Consider the following 26,448-nt stretch of genomic DNA (forward strand, 5'->3'; position numbering starts at 1 on the left):
GTTATAGTTCAGCTACTACTCGTTCGTCCAATGAGGATCTTTAGCGATTACTGCCATCTCTTCTCTTCGTGTATCAATGTTTTCTAGTACTTCTTTTGGTTCCATAACACCAGATAGCATCGCTACCATATCTTTGGCAATATCCATCCATTGCGGATTAAAATAAGTAATATAATTTTGCATGTCTACGCCACGTTCCGGATAAGCTTCAAACAACTTTTTCTGTTCACTACTATACTTATCTTTCAAACCTGGAAAGTTCAAGTTGGCAACTATTTTGTCATTATCCAATAAGTACTGTAGATTTTCTTCTCTTGTTATAAATTCAAAGTAAGCTTTTGCTTCTTCCACATGTTTGGAATCAGAGTAGATAAATTTACTTGGACCACCTGGGTTAATATAGTACACTTGGTTATCTGCTATCGGCAATACGAAAAATCCGAAATCGTCCATCGTATATTCGTCAAACTCATTAACAATATCGATAATAGCGCTTTGAGCTGTTAGAGACATTGCATATTGCTTGCTTCCCAATTTGGCTGGAGTTTCTGAACCCATATCTGAGAACGAGTTTTCTCCAAACAGACCTAAATCATACATTTCTTTCATTTGTTCTAGTGCTTTGACCATAACTTCACTATCTACAAATTTACGTTTATTTTGATTCAAATCTTCATATAATCCTGGCTCTAATTTGTCATATTGTGGACCTGCTTCTGTAAACCACATGACGTGGTGCCAGCCATCAGCAATCGGCTCATAGATCGGTTCAATACCTGCTTCTTTAATTTTAATAGATAGGTTTTTAAACTCTTCGTATGTTTTTGGTATCTCCAATTGTAAATCTGCAAATATTTTTTTGTTGTAGCCTATGACAAAGCTGTTATAAGTATCCCAAATCGTAAGACCATATACTTTATCATTAATTGTAAGCTGCTCTAGCGACAACGGATCAATGCGATTCACCCACTCCATATCACTCAAATCAACAGCATTTTTTTCCACGTTATAATTGAGAGCTAGTTCACTTACCCCGCTTTGTCCTCCGAAAATATCAGGACCTTCACCTGAATTTAGTCTCGCTTTAATAATGTTCATATACTGATCGGACGGCACAATTTGAAAATCTATTTTAATTCCTGTCTCTTGTTCAAATTGTTTAGCTAATTCCATCTCGGCATTAGTAACCCAGCCTTGACTAGCCATATACGTCAGCTTTTTCCCTTTTTTCTCTCCATTTGAGGAATCGCTTTCATTTTTGCTACCGCACCCCGCTACTAAAACAACGGTCAAAATAAGACTCATTACTATAAACAAACGTTTCTTCATCATTTTTTTACCTCCTGTTGATTATGTAAAATTAGTTATGCTATTTAGTATAAAACGCTATCATAAAAGTCACCATGTATAAATCTGTTCAAAACTTGTATATATTTAACCGCTTTCAATTTAGTAAACAAAGAGCTTTACAAATTTAATTTTGACAGGCAATATACTAAGTATAACTTTCTATCGCTGTAGCAAGGAGGTATGATGAAAAAATACTTTGGTAATATTAGGACAGTACTTTTCGCTGTATATTCACTTATCATTGTTATTGTCTTCTCTTTTCTCGTAGGTTTATTCTACTTTTGGTCAACAGATATACTAAGACAGAATGCCTTCCAAACATTGGAGAGCATGGGTGAATCGGTACAAACACATATCAACAGTGAAATTGAAAAAATGAATACGGTCTCTTTGGACATTATTTATTCCAATATGGTAAAAGAACGATTCCAACGATATATGAAATTAGATAATACAAATGAGCGAGATAATGATGAACTTCCTTTATATCCATCTATTAATAGCGCTCTACCACTAGATATGAAGGCGTTGACAGAAGTATTAACCGCTATTATTGGGCCTTCAAGACCGGTTGAACAAATCTATTTGTATACGTTTGACGGTAGAGTATATGGTAACGGTTTTGATAATCGTGAACGTAAATATGACTTGCAAAATAAACCACAGTTTGATCAACTATTGAACGGAGAGTTTCACAAAGTAATAATCGGACCAATTGCTGATTATGAAATGTCTCGCTACGTCTCCTCCCAACAAGGGCTCTATACGATGAGTTTATATCGGCTGTTATTTGATGAATATAACGTACCGATCGGTGTGGTTGAGATCAAACAATATTTCAATCGCATCTTTCATCGTGCCAATGAATATATCGCCAATGACGATAATGAAGGAGAAATATACGTCTTTGACGAACAAGGAGCATTAATCTATCCAGTCGCAAGCAATAGCGATGCGATGCAGCATTATAGTCAATTTTTGCAACCGGATCAAACAGCCAGTACGTACCAATCGGTTCCATTTCGTCACCCAGATACTGGAGTAGAGCAGTTATTGTCTATCCACTATTCCGAATTAACCAAATGGCATACCGTATTAGTTGTGTCCGAAAAGAAACTATTTCAACCATTGACGCAATTTACTAAAAACTTAATTATCGCTGCTTGTATTCTTTTAATTATTGGTATGATACTTTCATTGTTGGCAGCAAATAAAATTGCGCTACCCATCTATCGCATGAATAGAGCTGTCCGTAATATTTCATTTGAAAACATCGGAACCTCCGTCATTGCACAACAAAAAATGAGCAGCGGCATCAAAGAAATTAATGAACTTCATTACGCTTTTCAACATATGAATCACCGTTTAAAAGAATCACTGGATGCACTATTATTAGCAGAATCACAACAATTGCAGTCGCGACTCAATGCTTTGCAATCGCAAATGAATCCACATTTTCTATACAATTCACTTGCGAATATTCAAGAAATGGCTGAGCTACAAATGAATGAACAAATTGTGGATATGATTGACCATATGTCCGATGTTTTGCGATACATTTCTGCTGATTCCGCAACGGTAACGATTCAAGAAGAACTGGATCATTCGGCTAGTTTTATTGCGATTAATCAAGTGCGTTTTGGGTCTAATTTGCAATACAGCTACGCTGTCGATGAACGACTATTAACGCAAAAAATTCCCAAATTATCGATTCAACCGTTAGTGGAAAACGCCATCAAATATGCTACAAGCAACGAACCACCATGGCAATTGATCGTAACTGGCACAGTGACCGACGATAAAAACCAATGGCTCATCGAAGTCGCTGACAATGGAGCAGGTATGAGCGTAGCAGCCATGCAGCAATGGCAAGAGCGAATAGATAACATTGCAGCTAATAAAGAATTTCCTGCACTAGAATTAGGCGGAATGGGGTTAATTAATATTTATTTGCGACTAACGTTAATGTACGGGGAGTTAAAAATATTTCATATTACAGCTAATGAACAAGGCGGCACATCTGTTTGGATCGGTGGCCCTTTACAAGGAGGACAACATGAATAACGAACAACCTTTTACAGTCGTCGTAGCTGAAGATGAGGAACTTATCCGCTCAGGACTTATTAGAAAAATAAAAAAAGCTAATCTAGCGATAGAAATTATTGGTGAAGCTAGTAATGGTAAGCAGGCGATAGAAATTATTTCTAAACAACCACCCCATTTGCTTATTACCGACATCCGAATGCCCATGATGGATGGGCTGGAACTCATTAGAAAAATTCATAGTGATTTTCCGAGTATAGCTGTCATTATTACTAGTGGTTATGCCGATTTTGAATATGCTCGTGAAGCGATGCGTTTTCAAGTTAATCATTATATATTAAAACCGATTAAAAACAAAGAGCTTATCGATGCGTTGCAAACAGTAAAAAACAATAAACAAAACGAAATTGTTCATACTACTCTTTCTGTCGAATCTACCGTTGAACAAGTAAAACAGTACTTGAAAAACAATTTCAAACAAGACTTAAATATGGAACAAATCGCTGCAAAATTCAATTTTTCCTCTGCCTACTTAAGTAAAATTTTTTTAAAACATACCGGCGAAGCCCCTTCCCGCTATGTTATGAAATTACGCATTAATCAAGCAAAATCACTTTTACAAAACCAGCCTCACTTGCCGATTAAAGAAGTAGGTGATCACGTCGGATACGCTGATCCCTACTATTTCAGTCGCATATTCAAACAAAACGTAGGCATGACCCCAAGTGAGTTTAGACATGGATAACAGAGGGACTCATTTGAGCTGATGAAAGGAACGACTAATGATGATCTATTCTATCAAAAATATAGATATAACAACGGAACAGGTGGCGAACGCCGTCTTGGAATTGCAACTCACTGCTTATGCGGTCGAAGCACAATTAATTAATTTTTCTGCACTACCACCACTGCAAGATACGGTTCCTACGCTGCAACGATGCGGAGAAACCTTTTATGGATACGAAATAGACGGAGTTTTAAGTGGAGTTATCTCTTACAAAAAAGAAGCCGGTGTACTAGATATACATCGGTTGTTTGTTCATCCTCAACAATTCAAAAAAGGGATTGCCGGACGCTTACTACAATTTGTCCTGACCCATGAACAAAATTTCCACACAGCAATCGTAGCAACAGCAGCAAAAAATTCTCCTGCTATTCATTTCTACCTACGTCACGGATTTGTAGAAACGACAAGAAGAGAAGTTGCTGAAGGTTTGGAAATTGTGCAATTTCACATCCAGCCATAACTTCATTCGACACTATCCTCTCCCCTTTGATCCCTTTACAAGCGTATCCCCTTTGCTCAGCATTCCTGTAGAGCGAGGGGGATACACGATTAAGATAGTAAAATAAACGTAGGCGAGATTATGCTTACTTTATTGTTATACTCTGCTAAAATATAAAAGTTAATTACTATATAATGCGAGGTCATTGATGGCACTATTGGAAAAAATGCAAACGTTAATAATTATGTTGGCGATTGGCGTAGGCTTGTTATTGGGACAATCGCCGCTGTTGTCTTCTTTTGCGGAAGATTTAATTATTCCTTTTCTATTCCTGATGTTGTATGGATTATTTCTTACCATTCCACTGCAACAAATGAAAGCAGCTTTTTTCAACATTCGTTTTTTGTGTGCTAGCATAGTTATTAACTTTATATGGACACCACTACTTGCTTTCGGTTTAGGAGCAATCTTTCTCACTGATCAACCGGCGCTATGGATAGGATTTATTATGCTGATGGTTACGCCGTGTACGGATTGGTACTTGATGTTTACCAGTATTGCAAAAGGAAACGTTGCTTTATCGACAGCGATTTTACCCGTCAATTTACTGTTACAAGTCATACTATTGCCTCTCTACTTGCTATTGTTTACTGGGACAATAGAGCCTATACCAATGGCTACTTTACTCGAAAGTATAATACTTGTACTAGTCATTCCTTTTGTTCTGGCACACGGTACCCGTTTTTTATCTCGTAAACATGAGACTGCTCTTAACAAACGTGTTATTCCGTTTTTTGCAGCGGGACAAACGCTCTTTCTGTCTTTAGCTATCGCTTGTATGTTTGCTTCCCAAGGTGCTATTTTACTTGATAATTTATCGATTATATACACACTAATTATGCCGGTACTCCTGTTCTTTGCTATTAACTATTTCGTTGGTCATCTGATCGGAAAATGGTTACATTTCAGCTATGCGGATACTGTCAGTTTGGAATTAACGATTATTGCGAGAAATTCGCCCGTCGCACTGGCCATCGCAGTGACAGTCTTTCCCGACCAACCGTTGATTGCCCTCGCACTAGTCGTTGGACCACTCATTGAACTGCCTGTCCTTACTTTTATTAGCCAGCTGTTACTTCGTACGAAACGAAAAAGCGCAATAAACGGTTGATGAGCAACTGTTTATTGCGCTTTGAGGATTACATGGAATAAATCATTGATGAAGCAGGACTTGAATATACCACTCGCATATTATTAATAACTAGTTTTTTTACTAGTTTTGCATCGAACTATACTACTTTCAAGGTATAATTTATATAGTGGTGATGCACCCCAAACATACTAATATTAGAGGTCACTACCATAAGACAAATAGGCTCAGCCTTCCTATCAACGTCTAAGCCCTGGTCTCATCAACAATATTCCGCATATACCAAGAATAACAAATGAAGAAATCCAAATCATCTGGCGATTCAAAACTTGATCTACAGCATTAATTGAAATAGTGGTGTTGAAAAGAAAAAATGCCTTCGAAATGGACCCCCTGGATAAAGTTTCAAATGCCACATAGAACAAAGGTATTCCCAAACCTGCTGATGCACTTCGACCAATCAGTGTAGAAACGATCGCAACGTTGCCCAAGAAAAATGAAGGAGCCAAGGCTTCAAAATATAGCTGTTTCATTGAAAGTTCTCCTAATTGCCCATGAACCACTGCAATCGATGATGTGAACAGTCCAAGCAAAAGGATGACAGCTGCTAACCACCGTTGAAGGAGAAACGTCCACTTATTGAGAGGCAAAGCCATTAACCATTTTAAAATCCCTTCTTCCACCTCAACGAGGATAAGCTGCGAGAAGATCAAAATAGCGACCAACGTAAAGCCGATCTCATATATTCCAAGAATTATAACCGGATGATTCACTATGGACACCAGTATTGTAAGAACGATAGCAATGAAGATAGCTGACCACAACAGTCCGGAATTTATAATTTTAAGTAGAAGCCGCCATCGAGTTAGAAAGAGCAACGTTTTACATCCCCCTTAATCTTCATTCGATAAAATCGCAAGAAAATCCGCCTCAATGTTACCGGAATCTGGTAACATTGTCCACATTTTTATAATTCTCTCTAAGATTTTATCATCAGGAAGTTGGTTGATATCGTTTTGAATTCTGGTGACGACTTCCTTCCTGCTCTCCCCATCGTGGTTAAGAACCGAGAAATCGAAAGGTTTATTAAAATTGCTTCGAAAAATATAAGCCGCGCACGTCGCGTAGAATATCTCCTTGACATTCTCATTGACTCCTTTGGGAAGGTACTGATAATATACATCTAGACTTTCTAGGGTCTTCATGACCGCTTCGGAATCCGTAAACAATCCGTCAATCAAGTAGGTATTTACGGGAAGATAACCGGCATTGTAGATGGGCCTTGAAGCTTTCATTTGATCGATCGGAATAATCGTTGTCGTTGTTGCCGAATCCAAGATGCCTTCATCTAGAAGATTCATTAAAATCTTTGCAGCAAGAAATAAATCTGCAATCTTGCCAGCATATGCTTCATTAACAAGTTCGTTCACTAAGATCCGCACGCCTAAATGATCCTTTTCTCGAGTGATCTGTTGAATAGCTCCCCCTAGAAGCGTACTACCCTCCACATTTTCTCCTATGAATACGGCTTCTAATCTAGAATCCCCCAAACTCTTCTGCTGCTTCAAATCCAAATTGCTATAAAGAGGCATGGATTGGGGGTAATTGATTCTGATTTGAAAGTCTGCGTTTCCATGTAAGGGCATGTTGTCATATACGACCATCTTGCCGTTGACGAGTTCAAAGTTTTTCAACTTTACGTCTCCCAAAAGCGGGTACCAGCCCCAGTATGATGGAAGATTCATCTGATTTTTGTTTGCAACATAGAATGGGAATATATTTCGATTGGAATTATGAATGCCTCTATAATAATGTTTTCGATAATCATTTACATGCCCAGAATAAATAACTTCTATGTCTAAATAGTCCGCTGTTGCCTGCACCTGCATAAGGTTGATTTCTAAGATTTCTCCTCGTCTTTGGAAAGAATATTCTTCTCCAGAGACCATCACCTTCTCGATGTTTAATGCTTGGTTTAAAGTGAACGTCATTATATTTTCAGGGAAGGTCGTCGTAGTGAACGGTACAGCCATCTTTGCTTCAAATTGCAGGAGCCCCCGTTCTTGCACATTCACATTCAAGATATAACTTTCCACATCTGCAGACTTGCTTTGCAGATCATTTAAGAATATATCCTTTTCTCTATCCAACATAGAATGGTATGCAGTTTCTCTATCTGCCCTGACGGCTACGTGGGTAGTTGCCGCAGAAATGCCGACTAATGTTATGATCATACTGAATGCGATCCATAACCATTTTCCCTGCTCTTTCCGTCTCTTAACTAATATGTGAATCATAAAAAGGACAAAACTGATTGCTGCCGCTGTATAAAATAACCGATGAAGCCAGAACGTGCTGTCATTCGAGTTGAATCCAAACAAAAAGTCGAAAAAACCCATGGTTTGGAAATCAAACAGCAAAAAATTGGGAAGCAAACTGAACTTCGATGGTAACAGCGGCTCGAGAAACAATAATCCTCCATAGAAATGAATGAACCAAAAACATATACCAACAAAATAACAAACCTTTCCCTTGATAAGAGTTCCTAGAAAAAAGCCGATACTTATTACATATAAAAAAGGAATTGCATTTGACAATAAAAATAGGAAGTCCCATGGACGATAAATTAACGAATTGCGGCTAACATGCCATACGTACAAAAAGGCCGGAACGAAGGAAACCATAAGAAAGGGAAGAGCAGCAAAAAAGTACTTAGTTAAATACTGTTGATAGGCTCTAATAGGAAGACTGCCCAAAATGGCATCTACCCCTTCCAGTTTATCGCTTCTAGTCACATGTATACCAAATAACAAAGCAATGATAGAGATAGGCCCCAAAAATAGAAAAGAAAACTGAGCTAAAAAATAAACGAAATTGGCTGTCCAGCTAACCGCGTTATGAATCACATAAGCATACAGAATAGTGAGTATGAACAGCACTTGTGTCATACGGCTTCGAACCAATAATCTCCATTCCAAAAGAATGTAACCCTGCCAACTATGCATTGGATTTACTCCCCATAAGGGCCATATAGGCATCCTCTAAAGTTGGTTCGGAGACTACATCAAACTGGGGTAACCTATTTTCTGCAAATAAGCGAACTTCATATCCATTTTTAACTTTTTTTCGCGAAATAACTGATTGCCGGTCGGGAAGCATATTCCATTCATCCTCCGATAATTGCCCTGTCCATATTTTTCGACGGTACTTTTCTATCAATTGTTCCGAATCACCATAAAACTTTACTTTTCCTGCATCCATAACGGCAAAACTCGAGCAGCTGTGCTCAATATCTGCAACAATATGTGTTGATAGTAGCACAATACGATCATCGCTGAATTCAGAAAGTAAATTTCGGAAACGCACACGTTCTTCCGGATCTAGCCCGGCAGTTGGTTCATCAACGATAACAACTTCAGGATTTCCAACAAGTGCCTGTGCTATGCCGATTCTCTGTTTCATCCCGCCTGAATAGGTCTTTATTTTATCTTTTTTCTTGTCATTGAGATTCACCAATTCCAAAAGATCTTGAATATGCTTTTTTCTATGTTCGTGATTCTTTAGCCCTTTGATTATGGCAATGTAATCTAGAAACTCTTCACCGCTAAGATTTTTATATAATCCAAAATACTGCGGGAGATATCCGATTCTTCTTCGAATTTCATGATCATCCTTGCCCAATTGAAGTTGATCATATAATACAATGCCGGAAGACGCCGGAAGAATCGTGGTTATGATTTGCATAAACGTCGTTTTTCCTGCCCCATTAGGGCCCAACAACCCGAACATACCCTTCGAAATTTCCAGATCAATATCATTAAGCGCCTTAACACCTGAATGATATCTTTTTGACAATGATTGAACTGTTATTCGCATAGAATCATTCCCTATCTTATTTATTACATCTGAACTGTGTCATTCTGATACCATTGTGCCTGAGCATGGTACATCTTTTTGTATTCACCGTTGATAGAGATCAATTCATCGTGTGATCCCGCCTCTACCAAGTTTCCATCTTTCAATACCAAAATTTTATCTGCATATCTGGTTATTCCTAAACGATGAGAGATAATAATGGAAGTTTTCCTCATACATTGTAATCACATTTTTATTAGTCGATAACTTCAACTTATCACCCACTTTAGAGGTTGCCTGCGATATTTCGAGACCATAATTTCCCAAAAAAATCCCACTATGTATTTCCATTGTTTATACCTACGACTATATAGTGTAAAATATAGGTTGTATATAGCGAATATTGAAATATTTTGTCGATTAATAATATTATTTGTAAATAATCTCGCTAGTAATTGAATTCGCCCTATCAATTCCTCAATTTGTTATCAAAACAAAGACTGGCTAATAAGACAGAAACGGTGAAATAAAGCACTGAAAGACGGAGGTCAAACGTGGAGTAGGGAACAAACGAACAAAAGCTTAATGTAAGGCCGCTGTAGATTCAATCGGATAAACAGAGAGTGCAAGGGCTACTCGAATGGAACTAAATATGCTGTTAGATCAGTATGATCTACTCTGTAAACAACTCGAAGAGATGATGAATCAGGTCATGCATATACTCAGCGACATCCCAGGAACAAAACAGATGCTAAGATACCAAGGGTTGAAGCCATCACTGTAGTAGGCTTTCTATCCGAGGTTGGCGATCTGAACATTATGACCACAGACAACAAAACATTCGACTAGCCGGTCTGAACTTAAAAGAAAACAGCTCCGGAAGCGTAAAGGCATGACTGGGATTAGCAAACGAGGGCGGTCACGCCTACGAGCAGTGTTATTCCGTGCCGTCATACCAGTGGCAACCAAAAACGAAACATTTAATGCACTCCATAAGCATTACATACAATATTCATCTACCCCTCAAACTGGAAAACAGGATACCTTTCCTCGAAAAAATGAGGACAGTTATCCTGTTTATAGGTTATGGACTTTTTAAGTGACCTCGATTTTACAGTAATGAAATATATAGTTCTCGAATATCGTCTACGCTTGTATCTTTCGGGTTACCAGGGCGGCAAGCATCATCATAAGCAGACTGCGCCAGGAAATCTACATCTTCTTTTTTCACAATATCTTTCAGGTCTGTAGGAATGCCTACATCTCCACTTAGCTGTTTTACAGCAGAAATGGCAGCGTTTCGGGCATCTTCAATTGTCATTGCTTCGGTATTGATCACGCCCATTGCCTTGGCAATGTCACGATATTTCTCGCCTGTAGCAGGAGCATTATATTCCATAACGGTTGGCAGCAGAATAGCATTCGCCACACCGTGAGGTGTGTCATATAGTGCACCCAAAGGGTGCGCCATGGAATGCACAATGCCAAGCCCCACATTGGAAAATCCCATGCCGGCAATATACTGCCCAAGCGCCATACCTTCACGCCCTTCGGCAGTGTTTGCAACCGCACCACGCAAATGTGTTGCAATTAGAGCAATAGCTTCCAGATGGAGCATATCACTCATTTTCCAAGCACCGCGTGTAATGTAGCCTTCAATGGCATGGGTCAAGGCATCCATCCCCGTTGCGGCGGTCAAACCTTTGGGCATACTTGCCATCATATCAGGGTCAACAATAGCAACAACAGGAATGTCATGTACATCTACACACACCATTTTTCTGTTTTTTTCCACATCTGTAATAACATAATTAATCGTCACTTCTGCCGCCGTACCCGCTGTTGTAGCAACAGCAATAATCGGTACACATTTGTTCTTTGTAGAGGCAACCCCCTCCAAAGAACGTACATCAGCAAACGCTGGGTTTGTAATAATAATGCCAATTGCCTTTGCTGCATCAATAACAGAGCCACCGCCAATGGCAACAATTACATCCGCATCGCTTTCTTTGAAAGCGGCAACTCCTGCCTGCACATTTTGAATAGTCGGGTTTGCTTTAATATCAGAAAATACTGTATAAGGTACTTCTTCAGCATCCAGTAAATCGGTTACTTTAGCCACAATACCTAATGCAATTAATTCTGCGTCAGCACACACAAACACTTTTTGAAAGCCTCTGCCTATTATTTCTGGAACAATATGCGAAATTGCACCTGAACCATGATAAGAAGTTTCATTTAAAACAAATCGATTTGCCATAAAACTTCACCTCTACTTTTATTTTGTCAAGTCCTGCTTCTTCATTGCAAGAGACGACGCTATTACTTTTATTATATTTCAAGCTTATTTCTACACCATGCGTTTCCTCACTTTACTGGATAAAATGCACAAACTAGAACGAATCAATAAAAGATCCGTATATATTTCCAAGCCTACCGATAGCTAATTCGCCTACGCTACAGATATGGAAAAAGAATTGTTATTGAATATTCCTTGTTATTATGATACTTTCTTATAGTTGAGAAAAAATTATGACTAGTCGGGGAAAGGAAATAAACTACAATGGATATTATTCAAGACATTCTTGCTGCTCTCGGTGTAGTACTTAACGGATTGCCGCAAGGTCTTTTGGCGCTTGCATTTGGTTTCGCTTCTGTGCCTACAGCTTTTGCCTTTATCGTCGGAGCAATTGGAAACGCAGCGACTAACAACGTTGCAGTCGTTTCGTATCAAGCAGAAACAATTACACTAGCAGGTACGATGGCAAAAACGATGCGCGAACGTCTATCGGCGATTTTCTTCGGAGCCATCATCCTCACCGTCATCGGTTTATTTGGCATGCTCGAACTCATTATTGATTGGATTGGACCTGCGATTACAAGTGGTATGATGGCTGGGGTAGGTATTATGCTTGCCAAAGTTGCTTTTGATATGGCAAAGGAAGATCGCATTATCGGCGCCACCTCCATTGGTAGTGCTTTACTTACGTATCTGTTCACCAAAGATCTCGTTTATACGATTACTATCTCGGTAATTCTTTCTAGTATTGTTTACAATATTATGAAAAAACGATCTGGTGATACAAAAAGTACTAACAAATATCCTGAAGAAAAACTAAATTTCCTCAAACCAACCTTCAATATGGCTGTACTGCGTGGCGCACTTGCCATCACATGCTTGAATATTGGTGCTAACATCGCATTCGGTCGGATTAACGAAGGTATTGCTGGTCAACCCGTCAATGTGGACACACTGTCCATTATTAGTAGCTTAGCTGACATTGCTTCCGTATTGTTCGGTGGCGCGCCTGTAGAGGTTGTTATTTCGGCAACAGCGAGTGCTCCGCATGCCGTATGGTCTGGGGTACTTATGATGGTTATTATGGCGATCATCTTGATTACGAAAACATTGCCGAAAATCGGCAAATTCGTTCCAAGCTCATCCATCGCTGGTTTTCTTATGATTTTGGGCGTAATGGTTACATTGCCTGGGAACGCTGCTGCTGCACTAACAGGTGAAGGTGCCGGATCGGGCGTTGTTGGTGCCGTAACGATGGTTGTAACTGCTCTTACTGATCCATTCTTCGGTATGCTAGCAGGTGTTATTGTAGAAACATTGATGAATTGGATTGGCATGTAGAGAAGGAGAGTATTCATGAAAACATACACATTACAAATCGGAAATCTTACCAGAGAACTTCCCATTATTCCGATATCAGATTCTTTGAGTATTGCGAGCTTCGTCATTCTTGGCGATACAGAACTGGTTATCCAGACAGCAAAAGATATGGTAGAAAAACTGCCTCCTATCGATATGCTAGTAACAGCAGAGGCAAAAGGTATTCCTTTCGTATACGAATTGTCCAAGCAGCTTGGAATGCAACGTTACGTCGTAGCTAGAAAAAGTGTCAAAGCCTATATGGGAGAAACAATCTCCTACAAGGTCAACTCCATTACGACACAAAAAGAACAAGAACTCATCCTAGAAAAGTCCGATGCAGAGCTTCTTCGCGGCAAACGGGTTGCTGTCGTCGATGATGTCATCAGTACAGGAGAATCCTTGCTTGCATTGGAACAACTTGTAGCAAAAGCTGGCGGTGAAGTAGTTGCACGAGCAGCCATTCTCGCAGAAGGTGATGCTGCACAGCGTGACGACATCATCTTCCTAGGGGCTCTGCCTTTATTCCCACACGAATAAAACATACCAGTCACATACTTGTAGTAGCACAAACTATTTCTGATAGGATGTGCTACTTTTATTCGTTTAAAAGCAAAAATTAGCTGGTGTAAGTTCAATAAAGTATCGAACTCAAACCAGCCAAATCATAGCATATTAGAAAACATGAATTACTCCAGTTATCTGTTTGATAGAATGAAATTTCAAAAAGTTATATGATGTTACTTCCAAAACGCTACTTTATCAACAGGCAAACGAACGGATGTGTAACCTGCTTCTACTGCTTTTCCTATAGAAACAAGCATGACAGGCACATACCGAGTAGCGTCTAAGCCGAAAGCTGCAACGATCTGGTCCTTTTCAAATCCGCCGATAGGGTTAGTGTCATAACCATGGGCGCGAGCGACTAACATTAGTTGCATCGCAACTAGACCGCCATCGATAAGTACGGTGTCTTTGTTCAGCTCAGGCGAGATGTGAGCATAATAATTCGTAATGGCTGTTAGTTGTCTCTCTCTAATCTCATCGCTCATATACCCTAGCTCCACTGCTTTGCCATAGATTTCTTCAGCATTGTCGACACTTTGCAAATCTCCGAGAATAGCAATTACGGCAGCAGAAGTTTCTACCTGCACTTGGTTAAATTTAGCTAGCGGCGCAAGTTTAGCTTTTCCTTCTGCACTTTCAATTACGAGAAAACGCCACGGTTGTAAATTTACAGATGAAGGAGCTAACGTTGCCTCTTGTAATATTTGTGTCATTTCTTCTTTACTAATTTTTACAGTCGGGTCGTAATTCCGTATAGAACGTCTTCCTGTTATAATTTCATTAAAATTGTTTTGAATTGTTGTTTGTTGCATCTTCCATCTCTCCTATAATATTTTTTATATTTCCTTGCATTCTTTCAATCATACTTGAAAGCAAGGTTTGTTCTTCCGGACTAAAACCATCGAGCATTTGGGTAAGGAAACGAATTTTTTCTTCACGATAAGTGATGATTTTTTGTCTCCCATCATCTGTAAGCTTTACTAATGTAACCCGATTGTCTTTCGGACATTTTCGACGCACTATAATACGATCTGCTTCCATTTGTTTCAAGTGTCGTGTAATGGCTGCCCCATCTATCTTTAATTCTTTTTGTAAACTGGTTTGATTGATTTCATCCACATCATGTAATGTCTGTAACAACCTAAATCTAGACGGACTAATACCAGTACAACTTCCAAATTTAGCATTTAACTGGATATAAAGCGATTGAAGTCGATCGATAATAGTGCTCTCTTCGGAACTGTTCATTTTTAGTCTCCTTATGTTGATTCACTACTAATTGATATATCAATCATTGACGTATCAAGTAATGACTTATTCATAGTATCGGGAAACAAAACATTTGTCAACTATTGCGGTACGTGCTCCATTAAAATCATCACCAACCTAAATAATTGGTTCTAAACGAATCGGATTATATTATGAATACAGAAATTGCCGGTTAAATCGTCTATGTGTTGCATATAAATACTTATTTTTATGCTAAAATGTAAATGAATAGTCGATAGGTTTCCCCATCAAAAATACTTTGAAAGGACTGTTAATTATGAACAGATATGATAAATGTTTATTATTAAACAGTAAAATCAAAATGCGCTTCTTCCTATGTTTCTTATTTCTACTCACAAATCTAACGACCAGTTTGACTTACGCCTCTTCCATCGAAAACAATTTAAAGTCGAATGATTCCACTGCTGAAATGGACAATTTAGATCCCATTCTATCGGAATATATACGTACTAATATTAGTAATAGCGTATTTGTCCACTCTGAATTTCATGCAAATTTCGTTACAGTTAAAAACACAAAAAAAAGTGTGCATGAGAACATAAATGATAAGATAAATATTACGGTGTATACTTTCAAAAAAGCAGATGTTACTGATGGAACCGAAGCAATATACGATACCATTATCGATTATTCTTTTATAACTCCGATGAAAGTAGGCAATCAGGACGCATTTATAACGACAGTTGGTGATTTTTTAAACCCAATTGATCCACTAAACGGAGCAATGTACACAAAGCCAACTGCAAATGACAGTTGGCAATTTTTTAAAGAGTTAGTGCCTATTATGACTTCTTTGCAAAGTTTTACAGTTGAAGGCGAGCAACTGACGACGCTGGACGACTACACTCGTGTTATTCTCCATTTTTCATCTTTGCCAAATGAACAAGCTTCAGCTAGTTCGTTCCCTGAATATAAGTTGGAATATAACCATCATACGAATGGATTTTTCTATTTAACTTGGATTCAAATTGGTATTGTTGTAATCGTTTTAGCAGTGATTCTATACTTGTGGAGAAAATGGAAATTATTTAGAAAGATGACTTAACAAACTTTTTTGCACTATACCAAATGCCAACTATACTTGCTGTTTTCTTAATGCGCGCACACCCATCAATACCGCACCATAAGCTGCATCTTTGATCGGCTCTATTAATTTCACGTTTGGATACGTTTTTAATAATTGCTGTTCCAAAGCTTGCCGTACAAATTGGGACTGTAATAATACACTACCCGCAATAGCAATCGGATGATCAGCCATATTTAACCGTTCTATCACTGGTACAACTAATTTGTACAACTGCTGAGCACTGTAGTCGGCAAGCACCAATGCTTGTTTATCACCCGCCTCACATGCTTTCGTCATAATCGGAGCTAGTTTAGCAATATCTTTTTTCGTCGTATTCGGGTGATAGACAAAACCAATTATATCTTGCACAGTGCGTACACCTAATTGCTCATATACCATCTCGGGAATAATTGTATCGGTGAGTCTGCTATCTGCTACTTGAACAACAATGGATAATAAACTTCGACCAATACTGTACCCGCTTCCTTCGTCATCGATGAGATGCCCGAATCCTCCCGACCGATGCTGCTCGCCATTTTCATTCACACCAAAACAAATCGAACCAGTGCCAGCAATCAATATGATGCCTTGCGTGTTATTATGCGCACCATATAAAGCTACTTCTTGATCGCCAATAATCGTTAGTGGACCAGTATAATTATTATCGATGACATGCTGTTGCAGCCACCCTTTCACCTCCGGATTACTCAATCCTGCTGCGCCAATACAAATATAATCTACAGCATCTAACGAGCCGCAGATATCAACAATATGATGGAATATCGTAGCAAAAGAGCCTGTTATCGTATCTCGGTCTCCACCGTTGTAATTGATTGGATCGCTTACAAAAGTAGCGACTATTTGCTTGTTATGACGAGCAACGGTGACCGCTGTCTTCGTACCGCCACCATCTATTCCTACGATATATGCCATCACTTAACACTCCCTCTCATCGATATAAATGATACGCTTTTTTCATAACAGCAAACTGCTTACTATCCTCAGCGAATTGTTCCAATAAAGTAGTCGCCGTCTGATGCGGCTGTCGATAAACATCACTGCCTCCTAATAAGTCGATAAACGGTCTAGACCCTGCTTTGATAGGTGGCAAAAAGGAAAACTGCTCGTACAAATCTCGAATCATAAATAATAATGTAACCGCTACATCCAATGGGCGAATCGTGGCATGATTCGTTATATACAATTGGACACCGCCACATAACTCTCCCGCATGCTTCGACATATTCGGTTTAAAATAAACAGGGCGAAAGAAAATACCTTCTAGCCCTTTGTCGTTCATCTGCTGCGCTAGCTGCTCTGCTTGAATATAAGGTGCACCAATCAGTTCAAAAGGAAACGTTGTCCCTCTACCTTCCGAACAATTCGTTCCCTCGAATAAACAAGTCCCTACATAGAGTAGTGCTGTTTCATAGCGAGGAATGCCTAGCGAAGGATGGACCCATGTTAAACCCGTTTCTGGAAAAGCCATCGCACGTTGCCAGCCGGTTATTGGTACAATATGCAATTTCGCTTGCCAGTTCATTTGATCATTCGCCATCATCGCTACTTCTCCAGCAGTTAAACCATAGCGAACGGCTAGCTCATAATTACCAACAAAAGAGCGATAACTCGCTTGTAAAATGTTCCCCTGTACCGTAATCCCATCGAGCGGATTGACCCGATCTAAAACAACAAATTCCACACCAGCTTTCGCACAATCTTCCAGCGCATACAGCATCGTATAGATAAACGTGTAATATCTAACCCCCACATCTTGAATATCATAGATAACGATATCCACCTTACGTAACATCTCTTCTGTTAATCGTTTCGAATCTTTGCGGTACAAACTATACACCGGGACATTCGTATATGGATCTATATAAGTATCGACCAAATCACCAGCATCAAGATCTCCTCTTACGCCATGTTCTGGTGAAAACATTGCAACCAATTGGCAATGCTCCTGCACCACATCAATAGTGGAACGCAGTTGTTTCGTCAGCCCGGTTGGTGCTGTAATTAGCCCTACCCGTTTACCGGCAAACAAATGACGGAATTTTGAAAATGAATCTACGCCATTCAAAACCATCGATTATCACCTCACTTATATTAGCCCCGATTGTCTTATTTTCATCGCTTCTGCCGGTACCATAAATGCTTCCGCATATGTTTTTCTTGCTTCACAGCCCCGAACAACAGCAAGTGCCTTGTAATATTCCATATAGTTGAATGATGTACTATTCGTAACAAACCAGTGCTCACTTAATCCGCTAATCCATAAATCATATGCAGCTTGATCAAAACCGACGTATAAGTAGGGCACATAATCAACCGCATCTTCCCAATTTTCCGAATAATATAATCGTGCTGCAAAATGAGCAGGTAGTTGTCGTTCAAATGTTGGCAAGCTAGCAAAAAAACGAGCGTCATTTACAATGTGATGTGTAAGCGTATGATCTTTATGCATACTGTTTTTCCAGTGCGTAATAAGTATGTCCGGTTTAACTCGTCTAATGACATCACAAACTTCCATCCTAACATCATCTGTGTCTGGCAATTGACCATCATTATAATCAAATATGATCGCTTCGCCACCTAATTTGTGAGCAAAAGCTTCTGCTTCTCGTCTTTTTTGCTGTCTATATTCATCCATATTTTTTCCTGCTGGCACACCACGTTCTCCAGCGGTTAACGCAAGTGTCACCACATGGTCACCTTGTAAACTATGACTAGCTAACACACCTCCTGAAGCCAATTCCACATCGCCAATGTGAGCGCCAATTGCTAAAATCGTTTGTTTTTCCGACATTTAACTTAACTCCTTTCGCAATATTGCAAACTGTTTTTCTACTCGAAATCCAGCCTTGGTATAAATTCGAATGGCTGGATTATTACTGCCTGTAAATAAAGTGACATACTGACAACTCGCCTGCTGGAACGCTTCGATCATTTTGAAAAATAAAATACTTCCTAACCCATGACCTTCATGATCAGGATGAACACCGATGCCACTGAAAAAAGCCCTTCCGTTTGACTCTCGAACAATGGGACCTGCGAACCCTACACATCTATCATTTTGTATTGCAACGACCAAAGGCACTGCTTCTCTAGCATGTCTAGTAACATCGTTTAGCCACTGCTCATTGTTAAGCGCTTGTAACATTGCTTCTAACCCTGTATGTTGCGCTTGCTTATACATCGTTATAGCATATCCCTTTGCGTATGCTTGCTGCTCTTTTTGCAATATATCTTCTGGAATAACAAAATTACCTAATGCCAAGTACATGCCACATTGCATCGCCCGCTCAACATAATGACGTTTTTTCAATGTAGAATAAAACGGCATCGCCCGATCTATACCAGGAGCGTTGTTATGTTCATGACTTGGAACAGTCGGCATATTCCACGCTAATTTCATTGGATTAAAAAATAAAATATCTGCTTGTTTTTTACCCCGCTCTCGAAAACATTGTTCCAACTGCTGGACGAGCGCATCATAATGATGGAGTTGCATTCTATCTCTTCTACCAATAACCGTTGTAATATATCCAGCTACATTACCTAATGGCAAATCTTCGCCAATGCAGCCTGCTGCAAAAGCAACTATTTCACTGTCAATTACGCCAACAAGCAGTAATTCTGCAATATAATAATCGTGTTCGAAAAACTTTGCTATAAACGATTCTACTGAGAAAGGTTGATAGTGATACTCCATTGCTTCCTCATTCCATAGCACCACCACTTGCGGCACGTCACTCCGCTCCATTAGTCTAATTTGCATCTGCATTAACTCCACCATTAACTGTACCTCCCTTGTCTGGCTCGGCAACTATAATCGCTATCAGCTAGGCTTTGTTCGTCCAGTCGGGTAACTTATTTTGCCCATAATAGCTGGCGCAGTAGCTCCCGTCACTCTAGAAATCGTATTAGGTAGACGCTCCATCGTATAAAAAGCTAACAGAGCAAACGCAACAGCTTCCTTCGCATCACTGTTACCACCTATCTCTTCTTGCGTACAAACATCAATTCCAAGTGGAACAAACAATTTTTGCAAGAAACCCATTAATGTCGAATTGTAACTACCACCACCGCTAACAATAAGCCGTGCAAGTGTTTGTTCAGCCGCTACATAATAGTGATAACTATGAACGATAGTCCAAGCGGTAAAATAAGTAACTGTCGTAATGACATCTTCCTTTTGCCACCCTTGCTCATTCATTTTTTGCACGATAGCCGCTACATACTGCTCACCGAACCGTTCTCTTCCCGTTGATTTCGGCAAAGCCATCGTGTAATAGTCGTCAGCTTGCAGCCATTCCAGCAGTTCAGCAACTATCGTACCTTGAGCAGCAATTTTTCCACCCACATCCATCATCAACGGTGGATATAATAACGCTACTAAGCCATCGATAATCATATTGCCTGGACCCGTATCAAAGGCAAACACTTCTTCTAACGACGTACCAGCAGGTAAAACGGTCATATTGCCGATGCCGCCAATGTTTTGCAACAATAAACACGTTGTTTCCTCTCGAAACAATACGTATTCTGTAAAAGGAACAAGCGGAGCACCTTGTCCGCCCAACGCCATATCTGCTACTCGAAAGTCCGACACACAGGCAATTCCTGTACGATTAGCTATGATTGCACCGTCTCCAATTTGGACAGAACAACGTAAGTTATAACTAGCCACGAAATTATCTTCTGGGGCATGGTAAATCGTTTGTCCGTGTGAACCTATTACCATCACTTGCTCTGCTTGCAGCCCACTTAGTGCTAACACAGATTGCGCCGCTTCTGCATACAGTTCACCAAGCCACGTGTGCATCGCACCTACTTTATCAATCGTCGCTTTAGCTGGATCAAACAATCGAAAAATTTGCTCTCGCACTGCTGGTACAAATGGTTTATTTTCAAAGGCAAGTAATCTCACATCTAATACGTGGTCTGCTGTTGCTATTGGTCTAATTTCAATGACTGCCGCGTCAATCCCATCTACCGAAGTACCGGACATTAAACCAACGGCATAACAAATTTCTGGCGTTACTGTCGTAGGTGATGTTGCTGGATTTTCCGTCTTTATTATCGTTTTCGCATTATTCATCATCCACCATCAGCCTTTCACCGCTCCCACCGTTACCCCTTCTAAGAAATAACGCTGCAAACTAAAGAATAATATAAACATCGGTACAGCCGAAATCGTCGCTCCAGCCATCATCGGTGCAAAATAAGTGGTGTTGGCAAAACGAAAATTTTTTAACCCAACTTGAATGGTCTGCATTTCCATCGTGTTCGTCACCAAAAACGGCCAGAAGAAATCATTCCAACTTGCCATAAACGTTAATATTGCTAAAACAGCCATCACTGTTTTCGACAGAGGAGCAATAATATGAATAAATATTTTCGGCTGTGAACATCCTTCGATTTTGGCTGCCTCCAATATTTCTTTCGGAATAGATGACATAAACTGTTTTACCAAGAAGATATTATATACCGTAACAATACTCGGCATAATGAGTGCTTCATACGTATTTTGCAATTCAAAAATATTGACGATCAAAATATACAGTGGAACTTGCGTCACTTGACCTGGTATCATCATTGAACCTAACAAAACAGCAAACAATATATTGCGCCCTTTGAATTTCATTTTTGCGAAAGCATAACCAGCAAGTGTAGCGAAGATAACGTTCGTAATCGTCACCGACCCCGCTACTATGATGGAGTTCATGAGCCACTTATAAGAATTACTATTGAAATCAAAGAAAAACTTGTAAGAAGCGAACGATATTTTGCTAGGCACAATCGAATAACTCATCGCTCCCGCTTCCACCGGATCTCCAAACGAGGAGATGATCATAAAGTAAATAGGGAAAATGGTCGCCATTGCGAATAGTACAAGAAAAGTGATGATCAAACCGTTGCGAAGCGTTAATATCCATTTGTTTCTTAGATTATTGTTGTACAAACCCATTAGCTCTCCCCCTTTCCCTAGTATTCAATGTCTTTTCCTAAAAGTCTAAACTGGATAAACGAAATAATAGCGATAATAAGAGCGAGTATTAACGATTGCGCAGCTGCCTTGCCAAATTCAAAATAAGTAAATGCATTATTAAATATTAATAACCCCATCATCGTTGTCGCATGATCTGGTCCACCGCCGGTCATGAGAAACGCATTTTGAAATACTTGAAAGGAACCAATTACACCTGTGACGAGCAAAAACAAAGTGGTCGGTTTCAAAAACGGAATAACAATATATCGTAGCTTTTGCAAAAAGGAAGCGCCGTCAATAGCAGCCGCCTCATAGTAACTATTATCAATACCAAGTAGTGCTGCCAAATAAATAATAATCGCTGTCCCATGACTGGATAGCCACGACATTAAAACGAGCGAGAACATCGCAGTGGCACTCGATCCTAACCAGTTTTGATTGCTAATGCCAAAGAAACTAATCACTTGGTTAGCAATTCCTGATTTCAGTGGATCAAAAATCCATAACCACACGACAGCCATCGCCACTCCTGATGCTACCGCTGGCAAATAATAAATTGCTTTAAATACCGTTTGTGTCCTTTTTTGAAAAGGAATAATCAGAATCGCTACTAAAAAAGATAAAAAGATATTAAACGGTACGGTTAACAGTGTATAGACTACGGTGTTTCTAACTGCTTTCCAAAATAAACCATCCGAAAATGTAGTTACAAAATTTTCAAAACCGACGTACGTAGAGCCAAGTGGTCTATATTCTTGCAAACTGATAATAAAAGCGTTTATAACGGGATATGCAGTAAATAAACAAAAAGCGATAAGAGCAACGGCAATAAATGCATAGCCCCATCCCATATCACTTTCTAATTTCATTCTCTTTCGCCTTGTCATTGTTGTTTGACTCATCGTGTCACACCTTCCTTTCGCAAACATATATAAGCTAATCGTGCTCAAAATGAAAGCTGTACGTAATTAAAACGTACAGCTTTCAATTAACCAGCCCAACTTATTTTCCTATTAATCTACAACAATTCCAGCTTCACCGAATGATTTAATCGCTGCTGTTTTGACAGCATCATACATTTGCTGTGGTGTAATTTCATTCGCTAACAAAGCTTGTAGTTTTGGTATAATAACTTCTGTTTCAATTTTAATCGCTTCGGCAGCTTTGTCCGTTGGGATATCCGTACGTGCTGCTACCGCTTTGGACATCATAATTTCATCTGCTTTAACATTATCTTCATTGCGTGGATATTCTTCAATTACCGCTGCATTTCTAGCCGTTTCCGTTACTGGTGCCAAAAATAATTCATTACTATAGTTTGCTGCTACTGCTCCCGAAGATAGATAATACATCGCAAGTGCAATATTGTTCACATGCTCTCCCGTCGGTTCTTTTTTACCTCTAAGTGCAATGTAACCGTCTACAACGGTAGTTGGAATATATTCCGCCCCATTGAACGTTGGTACAGGTAGTGGAATATATTCCGCTTCAATAGAATCTGCTACCGCCGAACCATCATTCGCTTTAATCTTCTCATTATTCAAACGAGCCGAGTTTTCAAAACTCGCCAAACCTTTTCCAGTAATCATCGTCTGTCCTGTCAAAAACATATTCCAGCGCTTACCGGCGTCAATCGAACTTAACTCTTTTGGCATTGATCCATCATCAATCATTGTACGAAGTGCTTCTAATAATCCCAAAAAGTTTTTGCTTGTATAGGTGAACTTCAAATCATTATCAAAATATTCGGGAATACCTGCTGACTTCGCCATAATGCTCAAATAATCTTTTGACGTAACGCCAGATGTAGCAAATACGAAACCATAGCGTGTCGTCTCGCCTTTATCGTTCTTCACTATACCTTTTTTAATTGCTTCACGATATTCATCAAATGTCCAACCATTTTGTTGTACAGCTTTCCAGTCAATCCCTGCTTCCTCCATAAATGCCTTATTACCACCGATAGAATGAACCGCCATATAGGCAGGGAAGCCATACTGTGCGTCTCCTAACTGAAAATATTGCAACGGCACTTCATCAAAATCTGCTTTCATTTCACTAGTAAGTGCTGGATTAATATCGATAAGTACATCTAAATTAGCATACTTAGAGACGGAAGCTGCACCAATCCAAGCAATATCTGGTGGTGAACCTGCATTCACTTGTGTATCTAATTTTTGCGTCATATCTTCCCAACTAGCTGGTTCGATTTTCAATGTAAGGTGTGGATATAACTCATTAAACTCCTTCTCCATATCTGCAAATCTTGCTTGGTAATTAGCTGATACTGGCGGCAATAGTGCCGTTATTGTATCTTTAGTCGGTTCAGCATCCTTCTCTTTTTCTTTGTCCTTATTCGAATTTGTTTCGGATGGTTGTTGTGTTGCATTCGACGGTGCAGGTGTGTTAGTAGATTTGCCACCACAAGCAGCCAATAAAGAAACAAGCATAGTAATTGTTAATAACAAAACATACACACGAATCTTTTTCATAAAAAATTGCCCCCTCAATTTTCATTTCAAATTATACGGTAGACCGAATTGCCCTCTTTAAATTTCCTTCATGATCTTGTAGCACTGCTGTAGCCTGCTTAGCATTTAACCCCGTTTTAATCATCATAATTGCCAACTTACAGTTCATCGATGCTTGCTCCAACATGTCTCTAGCCGTGAAGGAATCTACCCCTGTCGTTTCCATAATAATGCGAACAGAACGTTCAATTAACTTAATATTGCTAGCTTTCAAATCGACCATCAAATTATTGTATGTCTTCCCTAATTTGACCATGACAGAAGTAGTAAGCATATTAAGCACCATCTTCTGAGCAGTTCCTGCTTTTAACCTTGTCGATCCACTGATCACTTCTGGTCCAACAACAGGTGCAATACAAACATCAACAACTAGCTCCAACTTAGAACCTTTGTTATTACAGACGCCAATCGTCGCTGCGCCTACTTCCCTTGCCTTCATCATTGCTGCCGTAACAAACGATGCACTCCCACTAGCCGATATGCCAACAACCACATCCCTGCTCGTCACACCTATCCTTACTATTAAGTCACTTCCTGCATCCGCATCATCTTCACATCCTTCTACCGCTTCACGAAGTGCAATATCTCCACCTGCTATAAAGCCTTGGACCAATGTAGGATCTGTTCCAAAGGTCGGTGGACACTCCGATGCATCCAATACACCAAGTCTGCCCGACGTACCCGCTCCAATATAGAACATTCTGCCACCGCTCGACATACGTTGATGCAGCATATCGATTGCCTGAGCTATTTGCGGAATCTCTTTAGCTACTGCTGCAGGCACTAGTGCATCTTGTTCATTGATGAGTGCAACCATCTCTTCTGTCGTACACTCATCGATCATGAATGACGCTGGATTAATCGCCTCCGTGGTCAATCCCGCAAGGTAATCATTCATAGCCATCCTCCTCATGTTGAATAATTGCCGCATACTCTAGTACAATCCTTATTGCTCTATTTCTAAACCCATCATAATATAGCGCTTACATTACGTCAATACATTTTGAAATAAAATTTTATAATGAAATTTTATTGTGATTGTTTAATGCAATTAAACTATGTTGTCAATTTCATATCGAATCTTAACTTGTTTTGTAAACGAACTTTCACCTTCTAGCTATGTACTATTCCTAATCCCACCCTCTAATTGGACATTTTTAAAATTATTCTCTGTTGACTGTTTTTCCAATTTATAAGTTGATTATAATACCATTTATGTTTAAAATTTTAAATATATACTATGAAACATTATTATTTTGATACTCTTGCTAGAAGGTGATGTTGTGAATTTTATTAATAGAAGAAAAATAGTAATAACATTAATAGCAATAATAATTATAATGTGGGTTTTTAGTTTTTTTAACCCTCAGCTAACCATCCGTAGATATATGGTGGTAAGATTACACATGGTAAGTGCATTTACATTAAGCATCAGTAACATGAATCAGTATGATAAAAATTATGGATATCTTTATGATGTAAAAGGTTATAAAGATTGGTCTACTGGAGAAGAAATCGGTACGTTCTATATTAAAAAAGTTGGTCCGTTCTGGTCTGTATCAAGTGTGGGGAGTGCACCTTAGAGGATTGCGATCTGTACTCGGACAGTAGTAAACTTATATTATTTTAAGCCATGAGTGATGGTGATGATCCCCTTTTTTCACTTGTAGTAAATCCCTTAGCTCCTACTTTATCTTTTGCTGTAGGTGGTATA

The 26,448-nt window shown here is 39.3% G+C and carries 25 protein-coding genes; 8 read left to right on the forward strand and 17 right to left on the reverse strand.

Going from position 1 to position 26,448, the window contains the following annotated elements; genetic code table 11:
- Window positions 1-15: 15 nt before the first annotated feature.
- The gene (locus tag ACFSTH_RS03210) at window positions 16-1,332 is read right to left on the reverse strand and encodes an ABC transporter substrate-binding protein (RefSeq protein ID WP_377769640.1); all 1,317 of its coding nucleotides are present in this window, start codon (window positions 1,330-1,332) and stop codon (window positions 16-18) included.
- Between the two features lie 198 nt (window positions 1,333-1,530).
- Between ACFSTH_RS03210 and ACFSTH_RS03215 the strand changes: the two genes are divergently transcribed.
- The 4 genes from ACFSTH_RS03215 to ACFSTH_RS03230 all read left to right on the forward strand — a co-directional run bounded on the left by ACFSTH_RS03215 (window position 1,531) and on the right by ACFSTH_RS03230 (window position 5,790).
- A complete protein-coding gene (locus tag ACFSTH_RS03215) occupies window positions 1,531-3,414 on the forward strand; it encodes a sensor histidine kinase (protein WP_377769639.1) in 1,884 nt (627 codons plus the stop codon).
- Complete coding sequence (locus ACFSTH_RS03220) at window positions 3,407-4,138, forward strand: response regulator transcription factor (RefSeq protein WP_377769638.1); 732 nt, start codon at window positions 3,407-3,409, stop codon at window positions 4,136-4,138. The genes ACFSTH_RS03215 and ACFSTH_RS03220 overlap by 8 nt, the downstream gene beginning before the upstream one ends.
- A gap of 37 nt (window positions 4,139-4,175) precedes the next feature.
- The gene (locus ACFSTH_RS03225; protein WP_377769637.1) at window positions 4,176-4,640 is read left to right on the forward strand and encodes a GNAT family N-acetyltransferase; all 465 of its coding nucleotides are present in this window, start codon (window positions 4,176-4,178) and stop codon (window positions 4,638-4,640) included.
- A gap of 187 nt (window positions 4,641-4,827) precedes the next feature.
- Window positions 4,828-5,790, forward strand: coding sequence for an arsenic resistance protein (locus tag ACFSTH_RS03230; RefSeq protein ID WP_377769636.1), 963 nt, complete (start codon window positions 4,828-4,830; stop codon window positions 5,788-5,790).
- Between the two features lie 218 nt (window positions 5,791-6,008).
- On the opposite strand, the gene ACFSTH_RS03235 is transcribed toward ACFSTH_RS03230, so the two are convergent.
- The 5 genes from ACFSTH_RS03235 to fucO form a co-directional block, all read right to left on the reverse strand.
- Window positions 6,009-6,647, reverse strand: coding sequence for a hypothetical protein (locus ACFSTH_RS03235; RefSeq protein WP_377793598.1), 639 nt, complete (start codon window positions 6,645-6,647; stop codon window positions 6,009-6,011).
- A 15-nt stretch (window positions 6,648-6,662) separates the two neighbouring features.
- Window positions 6,663-8,774, reverse strand: coding sequence for an ABC transporter permease/M1 family aminopeptidase (locus ACFSTH_RS03240; protein ID WP_377769634.1), 2,112 nt, complete (start codon window positions 8,772-8,774; stop codon window positions 6,663-6,665).
- Window positions 8,767-9,645, reverse strand: a complete 879-nt coding sequence (locus ACFSTH_RS03245) for an ABC transporter ATP-binding protein (RefSeq protein ID WP_377769632.1) — start codon at window positions 9,643-9,645, stop codon at window positions 8,767-8,769. Before ACFSTH_RS03245 ends, ACFSTH_RS03240 begins: the two co-directional genes overlap by 8 nt.
- Window positions 9,646-9,668: 23 nt before the next feature.
- A complete protein-coding gene (locus ACFSTH_RS03250; RefSeq protein ID WP_377769631.1) occupies window positions 9,669-9,860 on the reverse strand; it encodes a hypothetical protein in 192 nt (63 codons plus the stop codon).
- An 875-nt stretch (window positions 9,861-10,735) separates the two neighbouring features.
- Window positions 10,736-11,884, reverse strand: a complete 1,149-nt coding sequence (gene fucO / locus ACFSTH_RS03255; protein WP_377769630.1) for a lactaldehyde reductase — start codon at window positions 11,882-11,884, stop codon at window positions 10,736-10,738.
- 303 nt (window positions 11,885-12,187) lie between these two features.
- Between fucO and ACFSTH_RS03260 the strand changes: the two genes are divergently transcribed.
- A complete protein-coding gene (locus ACFSTH_RS03260; protein ID WP_377769629.1) occupies window positions 12,188-13,264 on the forward strand; it encodes an NCS2 family permease in 1,077 nt (358 codons plus the stop codon).
- Window positions 13,265-13,279: 15 nt separating this feature from the next.
- Window positions 13,280-13,822: a phosphoribosyltransferase family protein gene (locus tag ACFSTH_RS03265; protein WP_377769628.1), complete on the forward strand. Its 543-nt coding sequence runs from the start codon at window positions 13,280-13,282 to the stop codon at window positions 13,820-13,822.
- A 200-nt stretch (window positions 13,823-14,022) separates the two neighbouring features.
- Here the strand turns inward: ACFSTH_RS03265 and ACFSTH_RS03270 are convergent, their stop codons facing one another.
- Together ACFSTH_RS03270 and ACFSTH_RS03275 are read right to left on the reverse strand one after the other, a co-directional pair.
- Complete coding sequence (locus ACFSTH_RS03270) at window positions 14,023-14,661, reverse strand: nitroreductase family protein (RefSeq protein WP_377769627.1); 639 nt, start codon at window positions 14,659-14,661, stop codon at window positions 14,023-14,025.
- A complete protein-coding gene (locus tag ACFSTH_RS03275) occupies window positions 14,630-15,097 on the reverse strand; it encodes a MarR family winged helix-turn-helix transcriptional regulator (RefSeq protein WP_377769626.1) in 468 nt (155 codons plus the stop codon). Before ACFSTH_RS03275 ends, ACFSTH_RS03270 begins: the two co-directional genes overlap by 32 nt.
- A 604-nt stretch (window positions 15,098-15,701) precedes the next feature.
- On the opposite strand from ACFSTH_RS03275, the gene ACFSTH_RS03280 reads away from it, so the two are divergent.
- On the forward strand, window positions 15,702-16,184 hold the full coding sequence (locus ACFSTH_RS03280) for a hypothetical protein (protein WP_377769625.1): 483 nt from the start codon (window positions 15,702-15,704) through the stop codon (window positions 16,182-16,184).
- 30 nt (window positions 16,185-16,214) lie between these two features.
- Here ACFSTH_RS03280 and ACFSTH_RS03285 read toward each other — a convergent pair whose 3' ends face one another.
- The 9 genes from ACFSTH_RS03285 to murQ form a co-directional block, all read right to left on the reverse strand.
- A complete protein-coding gene (locus ACFSTH_RS03285; protein ID WP_377769624.1) occupies window positions 16,215-17,138 on the reverse strand; it encodes a BadF/BadG/BcrA/BcrD ATPase family protein in 924 nt (307 codons plus the stop codon).
- 16 nt (window positions 17,139-17,154) lie between these two features.
- Window positions 17,155-18,297: an exo-beta-N-acetylmuramidase NamZ family protein gene (locus ACFSTH_RS03290; RefSeq protein WP_377769623.1), complete on the reverse strand. Its 1,143-nt coding sequence runs from the start codon at window positions 18,295-18,297 to the stop codon at window positions 17,155-17,157.
- 15 nt (window positions 18,298-18,312) lie between these two features.
- Window positions 18,313-19,017 (reverse strand): PIG-L deacetylase family protein, encoded by a 705-nt coding sequence (locus ACFSTH_RS03295; protein ID WP_377769622.1) that lies wholly within the window; start codon window positions 19,015-19,017, stop codon window positions 18,313-18,315.
- Window positions 19,018-20,007: a GNAT family N-acetyltransferase gene (locus ACFSTH_RS03300; protein WP_377769621.1), complete on the reverse strand. Its 990-nt coding sequence runs from the start codon at window positions 20,005-20,007 to the stop codon at window positions 19,018-19,020.
- 42 nt (window positions 20,008-20,049) lie between these two features.
- Window positions 20,050-21,315, reverse strand: a complete 1,266-nt coding sequence (locus tag ACFSTH_RS03305) for an anhydro-N-acetylmuramic acid kinase (protein ID WP_377769620.1) — start codon at window positions 21,313-21,315, stop codon at window positions 20,050-20,052.
- Between the two features lie 6 nt (window positions 21,316-21,321).
- On the reverse strand, window positions 21,322-22,182 hold the full coding sequence (locus ACFSTH_RS03310; RefSeq protein ID WP_377769619.1) for a carbohydrate ABC transporter permease: 861 nt from the start codon (window positions 22,180-22,182) through the stop codon (window positions 21,322-21,324).
- A gap of 17 nt (window positions 22,183-22,199) precedes the next feature.
- A complete protein-coding gene (locus ACFSTH_RS03315) occupies window positions 22,200-23,105 on the reverse strand; it encodes a carbohydrate ABC transporter permease (RefSeq protein WP_377769618.1) in 906 nt (301 codons plus the stop codon).
- A gap of 111 nt (window positions 23,106-23,216) precedes the next feature.
- Window positions 23,217-24,695 carry an ABC transporter substrate-binding protein gene (locus ACFSTH_RS03320; RefSeq protein ID WP_377769617.1) on the reverse strand — a complete coding sequence of 493 codons (1,479 nt, stop codon included), beginning with the start codon at window positions 24,693-24,695 and terminating at the stop codon, window positions 23,217-23,219.
- A 31-nt stretch (window positions 24,696-24,726) separates the two neighbouring features.
- Window positions 24,727-25,632, reverse strand: coding sequence for an N-acetylmuramic acid 6-phosphate etherase (gene murQ / locus ACFSTH_RS03325; protein WP_377769616.1), 906 nt, complete (start codon window positions 25,630-25,632; stop codon window positions 24,727-24,729).
- Between the two features lie 508 nt (window positions 25,633-26,140).
- On the opposite strand from murQ, the gene ACFSTH_RS03330 reads away from it, so the two are divergent.
- Entirely contained in the window at window positions 26,141-26,317 is a 177-nt protein-coding gene (locus ACFSTH_RS03330; protein WP_377769615.1) for a hypothetical protein, read from the forward strand.
- Window positions 26,318-26,448: the final 131 nt, after the last annotated feature.

Source organism: Paenibacillus yanchengensis (genome assembly GCF_042684845.1).
GTDB lineage: Bacteria > Bacillota > Bacilli > Paenibacillales > Paenibacillaceae > Pristimantibacillus > Pristimantibacillus yanchengensis.

What these genes read in the sequence shown, in the direction of transcription:
- ACFSTH_RS03210 (WP_377769640.1), bottom strand. Translation starts at nt 1,332, where the DNA reads ATGATGAAGAAACGTTTGTTTATAGTAATGAGTCTTATTTTGACCGTT.
- ACFSTH_RS03215 (WP_377769639.1), top strand. Translation starts at nt 1,531, where the DNA reads ATGATGAAAAAATACTTTGGTAATATTAGGACAGTACTTTTCGCTGTA.
- ACFSTH_RS03220 (WP_377769638.1), top strand. Translation starts at nt 3,407, where the DNA reads ATGAATAACGAACAACCTTTTACAGTCGTCGTAGCTGAAGATGAGGAA.
- ACFSTH_RS03225 (WP_377769637.1), top strand. Translation starts at nt 4,176, where the DNA reads ATGATGATCTATTCTATCAAAAATATAGATATAACAACGGAACAGGTG.
- ACFSTH_RS03230 (WP_377769636.1), top strand. Translation starts at nt 4,828, where the DNA reads ATGGCACTATTGGAAAAAATGCAAACGTTAATAATTATGTTGGCGATT.
- ACFSTH_RS03240 (WP_377769634.1), bottom strand. Translation starts at nt 8,774, where the DNA reads ATGCATAGTTGGCAGGGTTACATTCTTTTGGAATGGAGATTATTGGTT.
- ACFSTH_RS03245 (WP_377769632.1), bottom strand. Translation starts at nt 9,645, where the DNA reads ATGCGAATAACAGTTCAATCATTGTCAAAAAGATATCATTCAGGTGTT.
- ACFSTH_RS03250 (WP_377769631.1), bottom strand. Translation starts at nt 9,860, where the DNA reads ATGAGGAAAACTTCCATTATTATCTCTCATCGTTTAGGAATAACCAGA.
- fucO (WP_377769630.1), bottom strand. Translation starts at nt 11,884, where the DNA reads ATGGCAAATCGATTTGTTTTAAATGAAACTTCTTATCATGGTTCAGGT.
- ACFSTH_RS03260 (WP_377769629.1), top strand. Translation starts at nt 12,188, where the DNA reads ATGGATATTATTCAAGACATTCTTGCTGCTCTCGGTGTAGTACTTAAC.
- ACFSTH_RS03265 (WP_377769628.1), top strand. Translation starts at nt 13,280, where the DNA reads ATGAAAACATACACATTACAAATCGGAAATCTTACCAGAGAACTTCCC.
- ACFSTH_RS03270 (WP_377769627.1), bottom strand. Translation starts at nt 14,661, where the DNA reads ATGCAACAAACAACAATTCAAAACAATTTTAATGAAATTATAACAGGA.
- ACFSTH_RS03275 (WP_377769626.1), bottom strand. Translation starts at nt 15,097, where the DNA reads ATGAACAGTTCCGAAGAGAGCACTATTATCGATCGACTTCAATCGCTT.
- ACFSTH_RS03285 (WP_377769624.1), bottom strand. Translation starts at nt 17,138, where the DNA reads ATGGCATATATCGTAGGAATAGATGGTGGCGGTACGAAGACAGCGGTC.
- ACFSTH_RS03290 (WP_377769623.1), bottom strand. Translation starts at nt 18,297, where the DNA reads ATGGTTTTGAATGGCGTAGATTCATTTTCAAAATTCCGTCATTTGTTT.
- ACFSTH_RS03295 (WP_377769622.1), bottom strand. Translation starts at nt 19,017, where the DNA reads ATGTCGGAAAAACAAACGATTTTAGCAATTGGCGCTCACATTGGCGAT.
- ACFSTH_RS03300 (WP_377769621.1), bottom strand. Translation starts at nt 20,007, where the DNA reads ATGGTGGAGTTAATGCAGATGCAAATTAGACTAATGGAGCGGAGTGAC.
- ACFSTH_RS03305 (WP_377769620.1), bottom strand. Translation starts at nt 21,315, where the DNA reads ATGATGAATAATGCGAAAACGATAATAAAGACGGAAAATCCAGCAACA.
- ACFSTH_RS03310 (WP_377769619.1), bottom strand. Translation starts at nt 22,182, where the DNA reads ATGGGTTTGTACAACAATAATCTAAGAAACAAATGGATATTAACGCTT.
- ACFSTH_RS03315 (WP_377769618.1), bottom strand. Translation starts at nt 23,105, where the DNA reads ATGAGTCAAACAACAATGACAAGGCGAAAGAGAATGAAATTAGAAAGT.
- ACFSTH_RS03320 (WP_377769617.1), bottom strand. Translation starts at nt 24,695, where the DNA reads ATGAAAAAGATTCGTGTGTATGTTTTGTTATTAACAATTACTATGCTT.
- murQ (WP_377769616.1), bottom strand. Translation starts at nt 25,632, where the DNA reads ATGAATGATTACCTTGCGGGATTGACCACGGAGGCGATTAATCCAGCG.
- ACFSTH_RS03330 (WP_377769615.1), top strand. Translation starts at nt 26,141, where the DNA reads ATGGTAAGTGCATTTACATTAAGCATCAGTAACATGAATCAGTATGAT.